Source organism: Bacillus sp. FAU18 (genome assembly GCF_056033885.1).
The window spans coordinates 35,001-52,102 of record NZ_JBVYHZ010000004.1; the positions used below are offsets into that span (position 1 = coordinate 35,001).

Genomic DNA, 17,102 nt, shown 5'->3' on the forward strand with positions numbered 1-17,102 from the left:
TTAATCATACATGTGTGATTTGTGATCAAGAGAAGAATAGAGGCATTCATCTTTATACGAAATTCATATGCTTAGATTGTGAGAGAAAAGTAATTTCTACATCAACTTCTGATCCTGACTATGCGTTTTACGTAAAAAAACTAAAGAGCATTCATACACCGCCATTATATTCATAGACCTGAAAAGGTCTTTTTTTATACTCTTAATAATAAAAAGAAGATGAAACTTGTTTAAGGATTGAACGTAGTAGATAATAATATTAAAACAGAGTATAGACACAGGAGTCGATTATCTCATGCAGAGATTTTTTCACTTTTTGATGTGGAGTTTAACTAGCAGTGCGACTTTTGTTTTCATAGGAATATTGAGCTTTTTCGTTTTAAACCAGTCGCTTTTTTTATCTTTTGTTTATGGGCTTGCTTCTGGAGCAGCCGTATATATAGCTGGCATCTGGAATGCAAGACGGTTATTTCTTAAAAAGCATGAATTGACAGGAAGAGAGTATGCTTACATTAAGAAAAACTTAGAGGAAGCAAGGCAGAAAATGATCCGTCTTAGGAAAGCCTTGTTTCAGGCTAAAAGCATTCAAATGTTTAAGCAAAATGCAGAAATGCTAAGGATTGTGAGAAGGATTTATCTCCTCACCAAAAAAGAGCCAAAGCGGTTTTATCAGGCAGAACGTTTTTTTTATCAAACTCTCGATTCGATTGTTGAATTGACAGAGAAGTATGCTTTTCTATCATCTCACCCAAAAAAAAGCAAAGAACTGTCGATGTCGTTAAGTGAGACACGCATTACTCTTACTGAATTGACCAAGCGTTTAGAGGAAGATTTAACTCAAGTAATGGGTGATGAAATTGACGAGTTGCAGTTTGAATTAGACGCAGCAAAACATTCATTAAAGAAATAAGGGAAGAGGGTAAGAGCGATGAACCGAGACCAAAGCGACCTTCATATAGATGAATTATTGGCAGATCCTTTTGGTGGTAACCTAGAGATACCAGGTTCGGAGGCTGTAAAAGCAGAGAAAGAGCAAGTACGGCTTGTTGATGTTCTTCCCGAGGAAAACAAGGAAAAAGCAATTCAGCTTGCTGGACAGATTGATCATAAAAATATGCAAAGCATTGTCTTATACGGTTCACAAGCTCAATCTAAACTGCTGAACTTTTCTCATGATATGATTAATCATGTTCAAAAGAAGGATGTCGGGGAGATTGGCGAAATACTTGGAGAGCTGATGAAAAAGCTGGAGCAAGTAAATCCTGATGATCTCCAATCTAAGAAAAAGGGTTTTTTGGCACGCATGTTTGGAAGAGTATCAAGTTCTCTTCAAGAGGTGCTGTCTAAATACCAAAAGACCAGTGTGCAGATAGACAGAATCAGCTTGAAGCTGGAGCACTCTAAAAATGCTTTAATCAGTGACAACAAGCTGTTAGAGCAGTTATATGAAAAAAATAAAGAATATTTTGCCGCGCTGAATGTTTATATTGCTGCAGGAGAACTGAAGCTGGAGGAATTAAAAACAAAAACGATTCCTGAACTGAAGCAACAGGCTGAATCGAGTGATCATAACCAAATGGCCGTTCAAGAAGTAAATGATTTGATTCAATTTGCTGATCGGTTAGATAAAAGGGTGCACGATTTGCTGCTGAGCAGGCAAATTACAATCCAAAGTGCGCCGCAAATCAGGCTGATTCAAAATACAAACCAAGCGTTAGCTGAAAAGATCCAGTCATCCATTGTGACAGCGATTCCGCTATGGAAAAATCAAGTTGCCATTGCACTGACGCTTTTAAGGCAGCGCAATGCAGTGGATGCACAACAGAAAGTATCTGATACAACCAATGAGCTTTTGCTGAAAAATGCGGAGCTTTTAAAAACCAATACAATTGAAACTGCACGGGCAAATGAAAGAGGTCTTGTTGATATAGATACCCTGAAGAAGGTGCAGGAAAGCTTAATAAGCACGCTTGAAGAAACACTGACTATACAAGAAGAAGGACGAATCAAACGCCGTCAGGCAGAAGAAGAGCTCATGTTGATGGAAGGCGACCTGAAGCAAAAGCTGCTTACAATAAAGGAAAGATAGTTACCAGTAAGTCTGGCTTTAAGTTCTGTCAGAGGCACGATATAATAAGGTGTAAGAAGACACATTCAAAGGATTGTTTTCATGAACACACCTTTATATAAAGCATTAATTCAACATGCGAGAAGAAATTCTCATTCATTTCATGTTCCGGGACATCACAATGGAGATGTCTTTTTTGATGACGCTAAGTCAATATTCGATCCGCTTCTCACCATTGATGTAACTGAACTGGCAGGACTGGATGATCTCCATCATCCTTCTGGGGTGATTAAGGAAGCTCAGGAGCTTGCCAGTCAATTATATGGATCGGCGGAAAGTTTTTTTCTGGTAAATGGTACGACTGTCGGAAACTTAGCGATGATTTTATCTGTTTGTGAACCTGGTGATACAATTCTGGTTCAAAGAAACTGTCATAAATCTGTATTCCATGCTGTTGATTTGGCCGGTGCTGATCCGGTTTATCTTGCACCTGACGTTGATTCAGCGATGCATGTGCCTACGCATGTTCCGCTTGGAACAATTAAAGAGGCCCTGGCAGCATATCCAGATGCGAAAGGCTTGGTACTGACCAATCCGACATATTACGGACATAGTGCTGATTTGACTGAGATCATTACTGAAGCCCATCATTACGGGATACCTGTTTTGGTCGATGAAGCGCATGGCGCACATTTTATTTTAGGTGAGCCTTTTCCGGTCTCAGCTTTAAAAATGGGGGCAGATATTGTTGTTCAGTCGGCCCACAAAACGTTGCCTGCCATGACGATGGGTTCTTATTTGCATCTCAACAGCAGCTGCAGGATTAACAGGGATCGGGTGGCAGAGTATTTAAACCGATTACAAAGCAGCAGCCCGTCTTATCCGATTATGGCTTCGTTAGATATTGCCCGCGCTTATGTACAGCATATTATAGAAGAACAAAAGCTTTCTGACATTCTGCAGCGGATACAAACACTTAAACAAACGTTTGATTCACTTACAAATGCAGAAGCTGTTAACCCTGCTAATCCACTGATCATCACGGATCCGCTAAAGCTCACAATTCGTTCAAAACGCGGGCATTCTGGCTATACGCTGCAAAGCATATTAGAGCGTGCCAACATATTCACTGAGCTTGCTGATGAAAATCAAGTACTGCTCGTTCTCCCATTGGGAGGAAAACGGAGAATAAATGCTGAAACCATTAGAAGCATTGATGAAGAGATTGAGAAAACGCCTCCGGATCAGACGTTTGTTTCTGCAGAATGGGGAGTGCAGCCTGTTACTGTCTTGCCTTATCCAAAAAAGGTCTTACATTCGCTTAAGAAAGAATATGTGGACTTTGAGGAAGCAGCTGGCCGGCTGAATGCAGAAGATATCATCCCTTATCCTCCGGGTATCCCGATGATTATGGCGGGAGAAAGAATAACAAAAGAAAGTGTGCAAAAGCTCAGCCGCTTGATCAGCATGAAAACGCATGTTCAAGGGAATATGAAAATCAAAGAGAAACAACTACTTGTTTATATAGAAGAGGAGAAATCATGAGCGGTTTATTTATTACATTCGAAGGTCCTGAAGGTGCGGGAAAAACGACTGTTCTGCAGGAAATCAAAAACATACTGACAGCAGAAGGCCTTCAGGTTATGGCAACTCGAGAGCCAGGCGGAATAGATATTGCAGAACAAATTCGAGAGGTTATTCTGAATGAGAACAACATATTAATGGACCCAAAAACAGAAGCTCTCTTATATGCGGCTGCAAGACGCCAGCATTTAGTTGAAAAAGTAAAACCTGCTTTAGAACAGGGGTTTATCGTTCTTTGCGACAGATTCATAGACAGTTCTCTTGCTTATCAAGGATATGCAAGAGGACTTGGAATTGATGAGGTTCTGTCCATTAATGAATTTGCCATTGGAGATATGATGCCCCATGTAACGGTTTATTTTTCAATTGATCCGGAAGAAGGACTGAAGCGTATTTACGCAAATGGCTCACGGGAGAAAAACAGGCTCGATTTAGAAAAACTGGACTTTCATACAAAAGTACAAGAAGGTTATCAAGAGCTGATGAAGCGATTTCCGGAAAGATTTCATTCAGTTGATGCCGGGCAATCCAAAGACCTCGTCGTTCAGGATGTTCTAAAGGTGATCGATGAAGCGTTAAAAAAAATTCAATTGTGACCTGTTTCCCAATAGTTGATATAATAATGTAAACGAGATCACGTTGTTTCCAATCTAAAGGAGGCCTTCACAGATGAAATTGATAGTGGCAGTTGTACAAGATCAGGACAGCAACAGACTTTTGAAAACCTTAACGGATCACAACTTCAGAGTCACAAAGCTTGCGACGACAGGAGGATTTCTTAAATCAGGCAATACAACGTTTATGATCGGTGTCGAGGATATACGCGTCAATAAAGCGTTGAGTCTCATTAAAGAAAACGGGCAGAAACGTGATCAAATGATTGCCCCTGTATCTCCAATGGGCGGAAATGCTGATTCTTATGTCCCTTATCCAGTCGAAGTTGAAGTTGGCGGAGCGACAGTATTTGTCCTTCCAGTCGATGAATTTCATCAATTTTAAGGATTTGAAACTGTGAAAATTAATAAAGATATACGTACATTTATAGATAATAAGCAGCTTCCCTCTGTGAAAACATCTGAGATCACAGCATCGTTTAAAACATCAATGGAAAACCAAAGCAGTAAAATGAAGCTAGATCAGCTTACCAGGCTGTTATCTGATATAGAGGCATTCGGAAAAAGGCTAACGAAATCTCGGAATTTTAAAGACTTAGCGAGATTTAAAGGACTTGTGAAACGTTTTGTCAAAGAAGCTGTGGACAGCGGCCTTTCACATGAAACATCGAAAAGCTTTGACCTTTACGGGAACAGCAGAACGCTGGGACTTGTGAAAGAAATAGATGACAAATTGATACAGCTTACGGAAGAGATGATGGATCAGGAAAAACCGGCAATTGATTTGCTGGAGCGTATTGGCGAAATAAAAGGTTTATTAATTAACCTTTACACATAGAGAGTGATACAATGGCAATATCCTGGAAGGAAATGAACGAGCTTCAGCCCAGAGTGATGAAGCTTTTATATAATAGTATTGAGAAGGACAGACTATCACACGCTTATTTGTTTGAGGGAAAAAAAGGAACAGGCAAGCTTGATGCCGCGCTGCTTCTTGCAAAAAGCTTCTTTTGTCTGGAGGATGGCGCGGAGCCTTGTGAGAGCTGCCGAAACTGTAAACGGATAGAGTCAGGGAACCATCCTGATCTCCATCTTGTTCAGCCTGATGGCTTATCAATCAAAAAGGCGCAAATTCAAGCGCTCCAAGAAGAGTTTTCTAAGACAGGACTTGAATCGCATAAAAAGCTGTATATTATTTCGCACGCAGATCAAATGACAGCAAATGCGGCGAACAGCCTGCTGAAATTTTTAGAAGAACCAAACAAGGACACAATGGCCGTCCTCATCACTGAGCAGCCCCAAAGGTTATTGGATACCATCATTTCAAGATGCCAAACCCTTCCTTTTCAGCCTTTGCAGCCGAAAGCAATTGAAGATAGACTGATCGAACAGGACGTCTCGCTTCATATGGCAAGGCTTCTGGCCAACATGACTAATAATGTAGCAGAAGCAGTCGAATTAAGTCGAAATGATGAGTTTGCAGAGTCTAGAGCGAAAGTGATAAAATTGTATGAAGTCCTACACCAGCGGAAAGGACATGCTTTTTTCTTTATTCAAGATCAATGGATGCCCTTTTTCAAAGAAAAAACCCATCAAGAAATGGGTCTTGATATGCTCTTATTGATATATCGTGATGTGTTGTCCATCCAAATAGGAAATGAAGATAAATTGATTTATCAAGACTTATTCCAATCAATAAAACAGCATGCGCTACAATCAACACAACAAAGCGTTACGAATCAGATACTTGCTGTTTTAGAAGCAAAGAAACGGCTTCATTCCAATGTGAATGTACAAGGATTAATGGAGCACTTGGTGTTAATGTTGCAGGAGGGATAAGCTTGTACAATGTAATTGGTGTCCGCTTTAAGAAAGCGGGTAAAATATATTATTTTGATCCGAATGGATTTCATATAGAACATGACAGCTGCGTAATTGTAGAAACTGTCAGAGGCGTTGAGTACGGCCAGGTCGTAATTGCAAATAAACAGGTGGATGAGCATGATGTGGTGCTTCCCCTTCGAAAAGTGATACGTGTGGCTGACGAGCGCGATCTTCTCATTGTAGAAGAAAATAAACAGGAAGCACTATCAGCATTTGATATCTGCCAAAAGAAAGTGATTGAGCATGGCTTGGATATGAAGCTGGTCGATGTTGAATTCACGTTTGATCGCAATAAAGTCATTTTTTACTTCACTGCTGACGGCCGAGTCGACTTCAGAGAGCTTGTAAAGGATTTGGCATCTATCTTTAAGACAAGAATTGAGCTGCGCCAAATAGGAGTAAGGGATGAGGCAAAAATGCTCGGAGGAATCGGTCCTTGCGGAAGAATGCTTTGCTGTTCAACGTTCCTTGGAGATTTTGAACCCGTTTCCATTAAAATGGCCAAGGATCAGAACTTGTCTTTAAATCCTACGAAGATTTCGGGTCTTTGCGGACGATTGATGTGCTGTCTAAAATATGAGAACGATGAGTATGAGACGGCAAAAGAACAGCTTCCGGATATAGGAGAAATGATTACGACAGCAAACGGTCCCGCGAAGGTCGTCGGACTAAATATTCTGGAACGGGTGCTTCAGGTGGAACTGATAAACCGTGAAAAAGTGATAGAATATACTTGGGAAGAGCTCTTGGAAGAGGGCGTCGTATCCGCACAAACCACAGATTAACGAGGTGTGGAACCTTGGATAAAAAAGAGTTATTTGATACAGTCATTAACTTAGAAGAACAAATCGGCTCACTGTACCGGCAGCTGGGGGATTTGAAGCAGCATATCGGTGAGATGATTGAGGAAAATCATCATTTACAGCTTGAAAACAAGCATTTGCGCAAACGGCTGGACGATACGACGCAGCAGATTGAAAAGTTCAAAGCTGATAAAAAAGAATCAAAAACACAGAAGACAGAGCAAACTGATATAGGGGAAGGATATGATAATCTGGCACGTCTGTATCAAGAAGGATTTCATATCTGCAATGTCCACTATGGTAGTGTTCGAAAAGAAGATTGTCTTTTCTGTCTGTCATTCTTAAATAAAAAATAGGGAAAAGGCTTCCGCATAAGACGGGAGCCTTTTTCAAAGGTACTGAAAGGATAAGAAGATGGTTTCATTACATGATGATGAAAGATTAGATTATTTGCTGGCAGAGGACATGAAAATCATACAAAGCCCAACAGTGTTTGCTTTTTCGTTGGACGCTGTGCTTCTGTCCAAATTTGCGTACGTTCCGATTCAAAAAGGGAAAATTGTTGATTTATGCACCGGCAATGGTATTGTGCCGCTGCTGCTCAGTACAAGATCAAAAGCAGACATTCTGGGAGTCGAAATTCAAGAAAGGCTGCATGATATGGCTGTTCGCAGCGTGGAGTATAATAAGTTGGACGATCAGATCCAGATCATACATGATGACCTGAAAAACATGCCGGAGAAACTTGGACATAATCGATATGATGTTGTCACCTGCAATCCGCCATATTTTAAAACGCCGAAACAAACTGAACAAAACATGAACGAGCATCTCCGAATCGCAAGACATGAAATCCACTGCACACTGGAGGATGTCATTTCAGTCAGCAGCAAGCTGCTCAAGCAAGGGGGAAAAGCAGCTTTTGTTCACCGGCCGGGAAGGCTTCTGGAGATTTTTGAACTGATGAAGGCTTATCAAATCGAGCCGAAACGTGTACAATTTGTCTATCCGAAGCAAGGGAAAGAAGCCAATACCATTTTGGTTGAAGGCATCAAAGGCGGGCGCCCGGATTTGAAAATTCTTCCTCCTTTATTCGTTTATGATGAACAAAATGAATATACAAAAGAAATCAGGACCATTTTATATGGAGACAAATAACCATTTCTTCTACGTCGTGAAATGTAAGGACAATAGCTGGTATGCCGGGTATACCAACGATCTGCATAAACGAGTGAAAACACACAATGATGGAAAGGGCGCAAAGTACACAAAAGTAAGACGTCCGGTTGAATTAATTTTTGCCGAGAGCTTTTCAACAAAGCGAGAAGCTATGCAGGCGGAATATTATTTCAAAAAACTAACTCGGAAGAAAAAAGAACTTTATATAGAAGAAAAGCGGAACAGCAAGGAGGCTGTATATGTTAAGGCGCCAAATGAGCTTTAATGAAAAGTCGAACATGGGGATTCTTTACTTGGTCCCAACCCCAATCGGAAATCTAGAGGATATGACATTCCGGGCGATCGACACGCTGAAATCAGTGGATGCGATTGCTGCGGAAGATACGAGGCAAACGAAAAAGCTTTGTCATGTATATGAAATTGAAACACCGCTCGTCAGCTATCACGAACACAATAAAGAAAGCAGCGGGCACAAAATTATTGAATGGCTGAAATCGGGAAAAAACATTGCTCTTGTCAGTGATGCCGGTCTGCCGACGATTTCTGATCCCGGGGCGGAAATTGTAAAGGACTTTACGGATATAGGCGGTTATGTTGTTCCGTTGCCGGGGGCAAATGCTGCATTAACAGCTCTTATTGCTTCAGGTATTGTACCGCAGCCTTTTTTCTTTTACGGTTTTCTCAACAGACAGAAAAAAGAAAAGAAGAAGGAGCTTGAAGCCCTTAAAAAACGGCGCGAAACGATCATTTTTTATGAAGCGCCTCACAGATTGAAGGAAACATTGTCAGCGATGGCAGAGATATTAGGAGATCGGGAAATTGCTGTAACGCGTGAACTCACTAAGAAATATGAAGAGTTTATCCGAGGAACGATATCTGAGGTCATTGGATGGGCAAACGAGGATCAGATACGCGGCGAGTTTTGTCTTGTCGTAGAAGGAAGTAATAATGAAGAGGCAGATGAGGAAGAACAATGGTGGGAAATCCTCACTGCGAAAGAACATGTCGAGCATTACATCTCGAAAGGCGCTACGTCTAAGGAAGCCATTAAAAAAGCAGCAGTCGATCGCAATGTACCAAAGCGTGAAGTGTACGATGCTTACCATATTAAGCAATAAAAAAACGTTCTTGTGTCATAACAAGAACGTTTTTTGTACAAGAAATGATTATTTAAGATTTTGAAGCTGGTTTTGGATTTCGCTGATGATTTGCTCAGCGCCTTCTTTACTAAGAACCAATTTACCGCCTGCAAGTTTAAGGTTATCATCAGAAACTTCACCAGTTACTTGGCAAGTCATGTTTGGTTTATATTTTTTAAGGATGATTTTTTCATCATCAACATAGATTTCAAGAGCATCTTTTTCTGCGATTCCAAGAGTACGACGCAGTTCGATAGGAATAACTACACGTCCTAATTCATCAACTTTACGTACAATACCAGTAGATTTCATAAACATTCTCCTCCCAAGAGATACTTATTTGTTTAAATTATATTTTTCTTCGTCATTATTCGACAAAATCCTTACCTTCATAGCATAACAAGGTTTCCAATAATCGTCAATCATTTTGTTTACTATTGATTGTAAGAATTAGTTCTTATAGTCAGTAATGTCTTAGAAACTACCGAAATAACAGCATTTTATAAATATTTAATAAAGCTATTATCCTACTAAAAATCCTTTTAAATCAAGACTTTCGAACCAAAGTTTTTTATTTCATTTGATTATATACGACAAAATTCGACACGAACAGACTTTTTTTATTTTCATTAAAGATTTTTAATTTTAATTATTCTTTTTCAGGGTGTATGTATATATTCTTGATCTTAAAGGCTAAGATGGTATCATAGATAAAGGATAAATATAAATAATATTCATATATGATTTGCACTTATCGCCGCTCTCGTCCTTTGGGCGGGAGCTTTTTGACATTCTGATTAGGAGGTTTCAAGATGCCGCAAGAAAACAATACATTTTACATTACAACACCGATTTATTATCCGAGCGGAAAATTACATATCGGCCATGCATATACGACAGTCGCGGGAGATGCAATGGCACGTTACAAAAGATTAAAAGGGTTCGATGTTCGCTATTTAACGGGAACGGACGAGCATGGACAAAAGATCCAGCAAAAAGCTGAACAGGAAAACATTACACCTCAGGAGTATGTGGATCGCGCAGCGGCAGATATTCAAAAACTGTGGAAGCAGCTTGAAATCTCAAACGACGACTTTATCCGCACGACAGAAAAACGGCATAAAGTTGTCATTGAAAAGGTGTTTCAAAAGCTTCTTGATAACGGGGACATCTATCTTGATGAGTATGAAGGCTGGTACAGCATCCCTGATGAAACGTTCTACACGGAAACTCAGCTCGTTGATATTGAGCGGAATGAAAAGGGAGAGGTCATCGGCGGAAAAAGCCCTGACAGCGGTCACCCAGTTGAATTGATCAAAGAGGAATCTTATTTCTTCCGCATGGGGAAATACGCGGATCGTCTTCTGAAATACTATGAAGAAAACCCGACATTCATTCAGCCAGAATCACGCAAAAACGAAATGATTAATAACTTTATCAAACCTGGACTTGAGGATTTGGCAGTATCACGTACCACTTTTGATTGGGGCGTGAAGGTGCCGGAAAATCCAAAGCATGTTGTATATGTTTGGATTGACGCACTATTTAACTATTTAACAGCACTCGGTTATGATACAGAAAATGATGAGCTTTATCAAAAATATTGGCCTGCCGATGTTCATTTAGTCGGTAAGGAGATTGTACGGTTCCATACTATTTACTGGCCAATTATGCTGATGGCGCTGGATCTTCCGCTGCCGAAGCAGGTATTCGCGCATGGCTGGCTTTTGATGAAAGACGGAAAAATGTCGAAATCAAAAGGAAACGTTGTAGATCCGGTTACATTAATTGAACGCTATGGTTTAGACGAGCTTCGCTATTACCTGCTTCGCGAAGTGCCGTTCGGATCTGACGGTGTATTTACGCCGGAAGGATTTGTTGAGCGAATCAACTATGATTTAGCGAATGATTTAGGAAATCTATTGAATCGTACTGTTGCGATGATTAATAAGTATTTTGACGGACAAATCGGTTCTTACAAAGGTGCTGTTACGGAATTTGACCAAACGCTTACTTCGGTTGCTGAAGAAACAGTGAAAGCTTATGAGAAAGCAATGGAAAATATGGAGTTCTCGGTAGCACTTTCGACTTTATGGCAGCTCATCAGCCGCACAAACAAATACATTGATGAGACAGCTCCATGGGTGCTTGCGAAAGATCCGGCAAAAGAAGAAGAATTGCGATCAGTTATGTATCATCTCGCTGAATCATTGCGTATTTCAGCGGTACTGCTTCAGCCATTCTTAACAAAAACACCTGAAAAAATGTTCGAGCAGCTGGGCATTACTGATGAATCTTTAAAAGCTTGGGACAGCATTACAACTTTCGGCCAGCTGAAAGATACAAAAGTACAAAAAGGCGAGCCATTGTTCCCTCGTTTAGAGGCAGAAGAAGAAATTGCTTACATCAAAGGGAAAATGCAAGGTTCGGCACCAGCGAAAGAAGAAACAAAAGAAGAAGAGCCGCAAGAGGTCGATCGTTTACCTGAAATTACGATTGATCAATTCATGGATGTAGAGCTTCGCGTAGCTGAGGTCATTGAGGCAGAGCCAGTGAAAAAAGCAGACCGTTTATTGAAGCTGCAGCTTGATCTTGGTTTTGAAAAGCGCCAAGTGGTATCCGGCATTGCGAAGCATTATACGCCTGAAGAGCTTGTTGGAAAAAAACTCGTTTGTGTAACAAATCTAAAACCGGTTAAACTCAGAGGAGAGCTTTCCCAAGGTATGATCCTTGCAGGAGAAGCAGACGGCGTTTTAAAGGTCGTGTCTATCGATCAGTCGTTACCAAAAGGCACAAGAATTAAATAATGATAAAACAAAAGGTGTTTCACGTGTAACAATTCGTCGAACACCTTTTGTGTTTCGACAAGAAAGGAGTTTTTCACTTATGTTGTTTGATACACACGCGCATTTAAATGCAGAACAATATGATACTGATCTTGAAGAGGTTATTGAACGGGCAAAAGCTGAAAAAGTTGAACGAATTGTCGTAGTTGGTTTTGACCGTCCGACGATTACCCGTGCGATGGAAATGATTGAGGAATATGATTTTATTTATGCAGCCATTGGCTGGCACCCTGTTGACGCTATTGACATGACAGAGGAAGACTTAGCGTGGATTAAAGAGCTTTCTGCTCATGAGAAAGTGGTAGCGATAGGGGAAATGGGACTGGATTATTATTGGGATAAATCACCTAAAGATATTCAAAAAGAGGTGTTTAGAAAACAAATCGCCTTAGCGAAAGAGGTCAATTTGCCTATTATCATTCATAACCGTGATGCAACGGAGGATGTCGTGACCATTTTGAAAGAGGAAGGCGCAGAAGCTGCGGGCGGAATCATGCACTGCTTTACAGGAAGTGCGGAAGTGGCAAGAGAATGCATGAAAATGAATTTTTATTTATCATTTGGGGGACCGGTGACATTTAAAAATGCGAAGAAACCGAAGGAAGTAGTGAAGGAAATTCCCAATGACCGGCTGCTGATTGAAACGGACTGCCCGTTTCTCACACCGCATCCTTTCCGCGGGAAAAGAAATGAGCCAAGCTATGTGAAATATGTGGCAGAACAAATCGCCGAATTAAAAGAAATGACCTTTGAAGAGATTGCTTCCATCACGACTGAAAATGCAAAAAGACTTTTCCGTATAAACTGACAAAAAACGCTAGCGGGTTTTGTAAGAGCTTGTCCCTTACAGCGTTTTTCTATAAAAGTTCTACATGCTTTCTTCTCCTCATAGGATAGGTTTGTCGACAAGTCTTTCTTCCGTTTCTCAGTGTATTTCAGGATAATGAAGAGGACACTGAGCTTTTGGGAGAAAGAGAAGGGAGGGTTGACAGCCTTTTAGATACTCTATATAATCTCTCCGAGGAGAAGGAGGCGTTTTTCATCACACAAAAAATGAAAAAGCTGTTTTCCGTAAAGCTTAGCAAAAGCAAAGTCATTCTGGTTGCTGCTTGTTTGCTTTTGGCAGGAAGCGGGACTGCGTACGCGGCTCATGAGCTGACGAAACAATCAGTCTCAGTTTCTATCAATGGCAAAAAGAAACATATACGCACACATGCAAATACAGTCGGTGATCTTTTGGAGACGCTTGATATAAAGACAAGAGACGAAGACAAGATCACACCTGCTAAACAGACAAAGATAACAGCAGACATGGACGTTGTGTATGAGGCTGCAAAACCTGTGAAGCTTACAATAAACGGGGAAGAAAAGACGTTATGGTCAACAGCAAAAACGGTCGGTGCATTACTGGACGAACAAGATGTTGATGTGAAAGAACAAGATCAAATTGATCCCGCAATAGATACAGATATTTCGAAAGACATGAAGATTAACATAGAGCCCGCATTTCAGGTTACTGTGAATGATGCAGGGAAACAAAAGAAGATCTGGACGACTTCGACTACGGTCGCTGACTTTTTAAAACAGCAAAAGATGAACATAAAAGACGAAGATAAAATCAAGCCTGCGTTAGATGCAAAGCTGACGAAAGGAAAGGCTGATATTACAATTACTCGTATCGAAAAGGTCACCGATGTAGTTGAAGAGAAGATTGCGTTTGATGTGAAAAAGCAAGAAGACGCTTCTCTTGAAAAAGGGAAAGAAAAGGTCGTCCAAAAAGGAAAAGAAGGCAAGCTAAAAAAACATTTCGAAGTCGTTAAAGAAAACGGTAAAGAAGTGTCCAGAGAGCTTGTAAAAGAAGAAACAGCTGAACAAAGCAAAGATAAAGTGATTGCTGTCGGCACAAAGCAAACCAGTCCAAAAGTTGAAACGGTCAGTGCTTCAGGCGATTCAAAAACAGTTGTGTCCCGCAGCAATGAATCAACAGGCAAAGTCATGACTGTATCATCTACGGCTTATACGGCAAGCTGCAGCGGTTGTTCAGGACATACAGCGACAGGCGTCAATTTAAAAAATAATCCGAATGCCAAAGTCATCGCTGTGGATCCAAATGTCATTCCGCTAGGCTCCAAAGTCCACGTGGAAGGCTATGGATATGCCATTGCTGCAGATACCGGTTCAGCGATTAAAGGGAACAAGATAGACGTCTTTTTCCCAGAGAAATCATCGGCGTACCGATGGGGAAATAAAACAGTCAAAATTAAAATCTTAAATTAGTATATACTTATGTATTCAGAGGGTTTTGCGCCCTCTGTTTTTTTCGTTATAATAGACAAAGTGCATTTTCTGCTTATTAGACGCTCGACATAAGAAAAAGTTTCATGAATATACAAAAGTTTTTATTTTGTCTTGGAGGAAATAATGAAAATAAAAGAGATCATTGTGGTCGAGGGGCGTGACGATACGGCCCGCATCAAATTGGCTGTTGATGCAGACACAATTGAAACAAATGGTTCAGCCATCGATGATCATGTGATTGACCAAATCCGTTTGGCCCAGAAGACCAGAGGCGTCATTATTTTAACGGATCCGGACTTTCCGGGAGAGAAGATTCGCAAAACCATCTCAGAGGCTGTACCCGGCTGTAAGCATGCATTTTTGCCAAAGCATCTTGCCAAACCTAAAAACAAGCGGGGAATTGGTGTGGAGCATGCATCGGTTGAAAGCATTAGGGCATGTTTAGAAAATGTGCATGAGGAGATGGAAGCGCAGCCGAGTGACATTTCAGCTGAGGATTTGATTCATGCCGGACTAATAGGCGGACCTGCGGCCAAACGCCGCCGGGAACGACTGGGTGATCTGTTGAAAATCGGCTATACAAATGGCAAACAACTTCAAAAACGGCTGCAAATGTTTCAAATTAAAAAAAGTGATTTTATGAGTGCGCTCGATACCGTTATGCGGGAGGAACAGAATGAATAAAGATATTGCGACACCGATTAGAACGAAAGAGATACTGAAGAAATATGGTTTTTCTTTTAAAAAGAGCTTAGGACAGAATTTCTTAATTGATACGAACATTTTAAACAGAATTGTCGATCACGCAGAAGTGACGGAGAAAACAGGTGTCATTGAAATCGGCCCGGGAATCGGGGCTTTAACCGAACAGCTTGCCAAGCGGGCGAAAAAGGTCGTGGCATTTGAGATTGATCAGCGATTATTGCCGATTCTGAAGGATACACTGTCACCTTACGACAATGTCACTGTCATTCATCAGGACGTGTTAAAGGCTGATGTCAAATCAGTCATTGAAGAACAATTTCAAGATTGTGATGAGATCATGGTAGTTGCCAACCTTCCTTATTACGTAACAACACCGATTATCATGAAACTGCTTGAAGAACATCTTCCGCTGAAAGGGATTGTGGTCATGCTGCAAAAAGAAGTGGCTGAGCGCATGGCGGCTGATCCTTCATCTAAGGAGTACGGCTCGCTTTCAATCGCGGTGCAGTTTTATACAGAAGCCAAAACGGTGATGATCGTACCGAAAACCGTATTTGTTCCTCAGCCTAATGTCGATTCCGCAGTCATCCGGCTGATTCTCCGAGACGGCCCGGCAGTGGACGTGGAAAACGAATCCTTTTTCTTTCAGCTCATCAAGGCAAGCTTTGCACAGCGCCGTAAAACGCTGCTCAATAACTTAGTTAACAATCTGCCTGAAGGAAAAGCGCAAAAATCAACGATTGAACAAGTGCTCGAAGAAATAAATATTGACGGCAAGCGCCGAGGTGAATCCCTGTCTATTGAGGAATTCGCAGCGCTGTCTAACGGATTGTATAAAGCCCTTTTCTAAAAGGGCTTTTTGTTTTGCGCACCACATGGACTGCCGCTACATAGGCTAGAGAAGGACCTTTCATTCAATGATAAGAAAAACTTGGACTCAGCGAAAAAAGGCGCTTTCTCAAGGCTCTTTCTTTCATGATGAGGCTTAGTCTATGTGTGGAGTGAGGAACGTGCAATTTCAAATAGGGGATATGGTAGCCAGAAAATCCTATCAGATGGATGTTTTGTTTCGAATTATAAGAATAGAGCAAACAAGCAAAGGAAATTCAATTGCCATTTTGCATGGAGATGAAGTCAGGCTGATTGCTGATTCGGATTTTTCTGATCTGGTAGCAGTGAAAAAAGATGAGCAGATGATGCGGAAAAAGAAAGATGAGAGCAGAATGAATGAGTCGCTCGAATTACTCCGCCAGGATTATAAACTGCTCAGAGAAAAGCAGGAGTACTATGCGACAAGCCAATATCAGCATCAGGAGCATTATTTCCATATGCCGGGCAAAGTGCTTCATCTGGATGGTGACGAAGCATATCTGAAAAAATGCCTGAATGTCTATAAAAAAATTGGAGTGCCGGTCTATGGCATCCATTGCCATGAAAAGAAAATGTCTGCTTCTATTGAAGAATTGCTCGACAAATATCGACCTGATATCCTGGTGATCACAGGGCATGATGCGTATTCGAAGCAAAAGGGCGGTATTGATGATTTGAATGCGTACAGACATTCTAAGCACTTTGTTGAAACAGTTCAAACAGCCCGAAAAAAGATCCCTCACTTAGATCAGCTTGTTATTTTTGCGGGGGCCTGCCAATCCCATTTTGAATCACTCATCAGAGCGGGTGCGAATTTTGCGAGTTCACCGTCAAGAGTCAATATTCATGCGCTTGATCCGGTATATATCGTCGCGAAGATCAGCTTTACGCCGTTTATGGAACGGATTAATGTATGGGAAGTGCTCCGTAATACGCTGACAAGAGAGAAAGGGCTTGGAGGTATTGAAACAAGAGGAGTTCTGAGAATTGGTATGCCTTATAAGTCCAATTAACAGTTGAAAACCTGCATAGGAGAGCTATGCGGGTTTTTTATTTTACATAATGATACATAATTTACCGAAACTTGCGGAACATAATTGAGGAATCATAGA

Annotated in this window: 20 protein-coding genes (1 of these 20 only partly in view); 19 read left to right on the plus strand and 1 reads right to left on the minus strand. The window is 41.0% G+C overall.

The genetic code is table 11. From position 1 onward, the window contains the following. The 13 genes from csfB to rsmI form a co-directional block, all read left to right on the plus strand. On the plus strand, window positions 1-176 hold the 3' portion of the coding sequence (gene csfB / locus AC0OMU_RS11180) for an anti-sigma-G factor (RefSeq protein WP_015482686.1). The gene continues 19 nt to the left of window position 1, outside the view; 176 of the gene's 195 nt are visible here — the last part of the coding sequence; its start codon lies off the left edge, out of view; its stop codon occupies window positions 174-176. A 119-nt stretch (window positions 177-295) separates the two neighbouring features. Next, window positions 296-910: a 5-bromo-4-chloroindolyl phosphate hydrolysis family protein gene (locus AC0OMU_RS11185; protein ID WP_181218054.1), complete on the plus strand. Its 615-nt coding sequence runs from the start codon at window positions 296-298 to the stop codon at window positions 908-910. Window positions 911-928: 18 nt separating this feature from the next. Continuing rightward, entirely contained in the window at window positions 929-2,089 is a 1,161-nt protein-coding gene (locus AC0OMU_RS11190) for a toxic anion resistance protein (protein ID WP_322840210.1), read from the plus strand. Between the two features lie 81 nt (window positions 2,090-2,170). Beyond that, entirely contained in the window at window positions 2,171-3,613 is a 1,443-nt protein-coding gene (locus AC0OMU_RS11195; RefSeq protein ID WP_181218057.1) for an aminotransferase class I/II-fold pyridoxal phosphate-dependent enzyme, read from the plus strand. Continuing rightward, window positions 3,610-4,248, plus strand: coding sequence for a dTMP kinase (gene tmk, locus AC0OMU_RS11200; protein ID WP_003243137.1), 639 nt, complete (start codon window positions 3,610-3,612; stop codon window positions 4,246-4,248). Before AC0OMU_RS11195 ends, tmk begins: the two co-directional genes overlap by 4 nt. Window positions 4,249-4,321: 73 nt before the next feature. Beyond that, window positions 4,322-4,651, plus strand: a complete 330-nt coding sequence (darA, locus tag AC0OMU_RS11205; protein ID WP_003242755.1) for a cyclic di-AMP receptor DarA — start codon at window positions 4,322-4,324, stop codon at window positions 4,649-4,651. 12 nt (window positions 4,652-4,663) lie between these two features. Beyond that, window positions 4,664-5,104, plus strand: a complete 441-nt coding sequence (locus tag AC0OMU_RS11210; RefSeq protein WP_015382556.1) for a YaaR family protein — start codon at window positions 4,664-4,666, stop codon at window positions 5,102-5,104. A gap of 11 nt (window positions 5,105-5,115) precedes the next feature. Then, complete coding sequence (holB, locus tag AC0OMU_RS11215) at window positions 5,116-6,105, plus strand: DNA polymerase III subunit delta' (protein WP_015482689.1); 990 nt, start codon at window positions 5,116-5,118, stop codon at window positions 6,103-6,105. A 2-nt stretch (window positions 6,106-6,107) separates the two neighbouring features. Beyond that, window positions 6,108-6,935 carry a competence/sporulation regulator complex protein RicT gene (gene ricT / locus AC0OMU_RS11220; RefSeq protein ID WP_003226767.1) on the plus strand — a complete coding sequence of 276 codons (828 nt, stop codon included), beginning with the start codon at window positions 6,108-6,110 and terminating at the stop codon, window positions 6,933-6,935. A 14-nt stretch (window positions 6,936-6,949) separates the two neighbouring features. Further along, the gene (gene yabA / locus AC0OMU_RS11225; protein WP_003218308.1) at window positions 6,950-7,309 is read left to right on the plus strand and encodes a replication initiation-control protein YabA; all 360 of its coding nucleotides are present in this window, start codon (window positions 6,950-6,952) and stop codon (window positions 7,307-7,309) included. Between the two features lie 58 nt (window positions 7,310-7,367). Beyond that, window positions 7,368-8,111, plus strand: coding sequence for a tRNA1(Val) (adenine(37)-N6)-methyltransferase (locus AC0OMU_RS11230; RefSeq protein WP_327845157.1), 744 nt, complete (start codon window positions 7,368-7,370; stop codon window positions 8,109-8,111). Further along, a complete protein-coding gene (locus tag AC0OMU_RS11235; RefSeq protein WP_003242983.1) occupies window positions 8,098-8,397 on the plus strand; it encodes a GIY-YIG nuclease family protein in 300 nt (99 codons plus the stop codon). Before AC0OMU_RS11230 ends, AC0OMU_RS11235 begins: the two co-directional genes overlap by 14 nt. Continuing rightward, window positions 8,372-9,250, plus strand: a complete 879-nt coding sequence (gene rsmI / locus AC0OMU_RS11240) for a 16S rRNA (cytidine(1402)-2'-O)-methyltransferase (RefSeq protein ID WP_181218060.1) — start codon at window positions 8,372-8,374, stop codon at window positions 9,248-9,250. Before AC0OMU_RS11235 ends, rsmI begins: the two co-directional genes overlap by 26 nt. 48 nt (window positions 9,251-9,298) lie before the next feature. Here rsmI and abrB read toward each other — a convergent pair whose 3' ends face one another. After that, entirely contained in the window at window positions 9,299-9,589 is a 291-nt protein-coding gene (abrB, locus tag AC0OMU_RS11245; RefSeq protein ID WP_003226760.1) for a transition state genes transcriptional regulator AbrB, read from the minus strand. Window positions 9,590-10,083: 494 nt separating this feature from the next. Here abrB and metG point away from each other — a divergent pair, with 494 nt between their 5' ends. From metG to prtG, 6 genes are all read left to right on the plus strand, one after another. After that, on the plus strand, window positions 10,084-12,078 hold the full coding sequence (gene metG / locus AC0OMU_RS11250) for a methionine--tRNA ligase (protein ID WP_015382561.1): 1,995 nt from the start codon (window positions 10,084-10,086) through the stop codon (window positions 12,076-12,078). A 79-nt stretch (window positions 12,079-12,157) separates the two neighbouring features. Further along, window positions 12,158-12,925, plus strand: coding sequence for a TatD family hydrolase (locus tag AC0OMU_RS11255; protein WP_322840208.1), 768 nt, complete (start codon window positions 12,158-12,160; stop codon window positions 12,923-12,925). 155 nt (window positions 12,926-13,080) lie between these two features. Further along, on the plus strand, window positions 13,081-14,394 hold the full coding sequence (locus AC0OMU_RS11260) for a ubiquitin-like domain-containing protein (RefSeq protein ID WP_015382562.1): 1,314 nt from the start codon (window positions 13,081-13,083) through the stop codon (window positions 14,392-14,394). Between the two features lie 144 nt (window positions 14,395-14,538). Further along, on the plus strand, window positions 14,539-15,099 hold the full coding sequence (gene rnmV / locus AC0OMU_RS11265; protein ID WP_015253010.1) for a ribonuclease M5: 561 nt from the start codon (window positions 14,539-14,541) through the stop codon (window positions 15,097-15,099). After that, window positions 15,092-15,970, plus strand: coding sequence for a 16S rRNA (adenine(1518)-N(6)/adenine(1519)-N(6))-dimethyltransferase RsmA (gene rsmA / locus AC0OMU_RS11270; RefSeq protein ID WP_474221807.1), 879 nt, complete (start codon window positions 15,092-15,094; stop codon window positions 15,968-15,970). The genes rnmV and rsmA overlap by 8 nt, the downstream gene beginning before the upstream one ends. 160 nt (window positions 15,971-16,130) lie before the next feature. Then, on the plus strand, window positions 16,131-17,003 hold the full coding sequence (prtG, locus tag AC0OMU_RS11275; RefSeq protein WP_015382563.1) for a sporulation-specific protease PrtG: 873 nt from the start codon (window positions 16,131-16,133) through the stop codon (window positions 17,001-17,003). Window positions 17,004-17,102 lie beyond the last annotated feature (99 nt).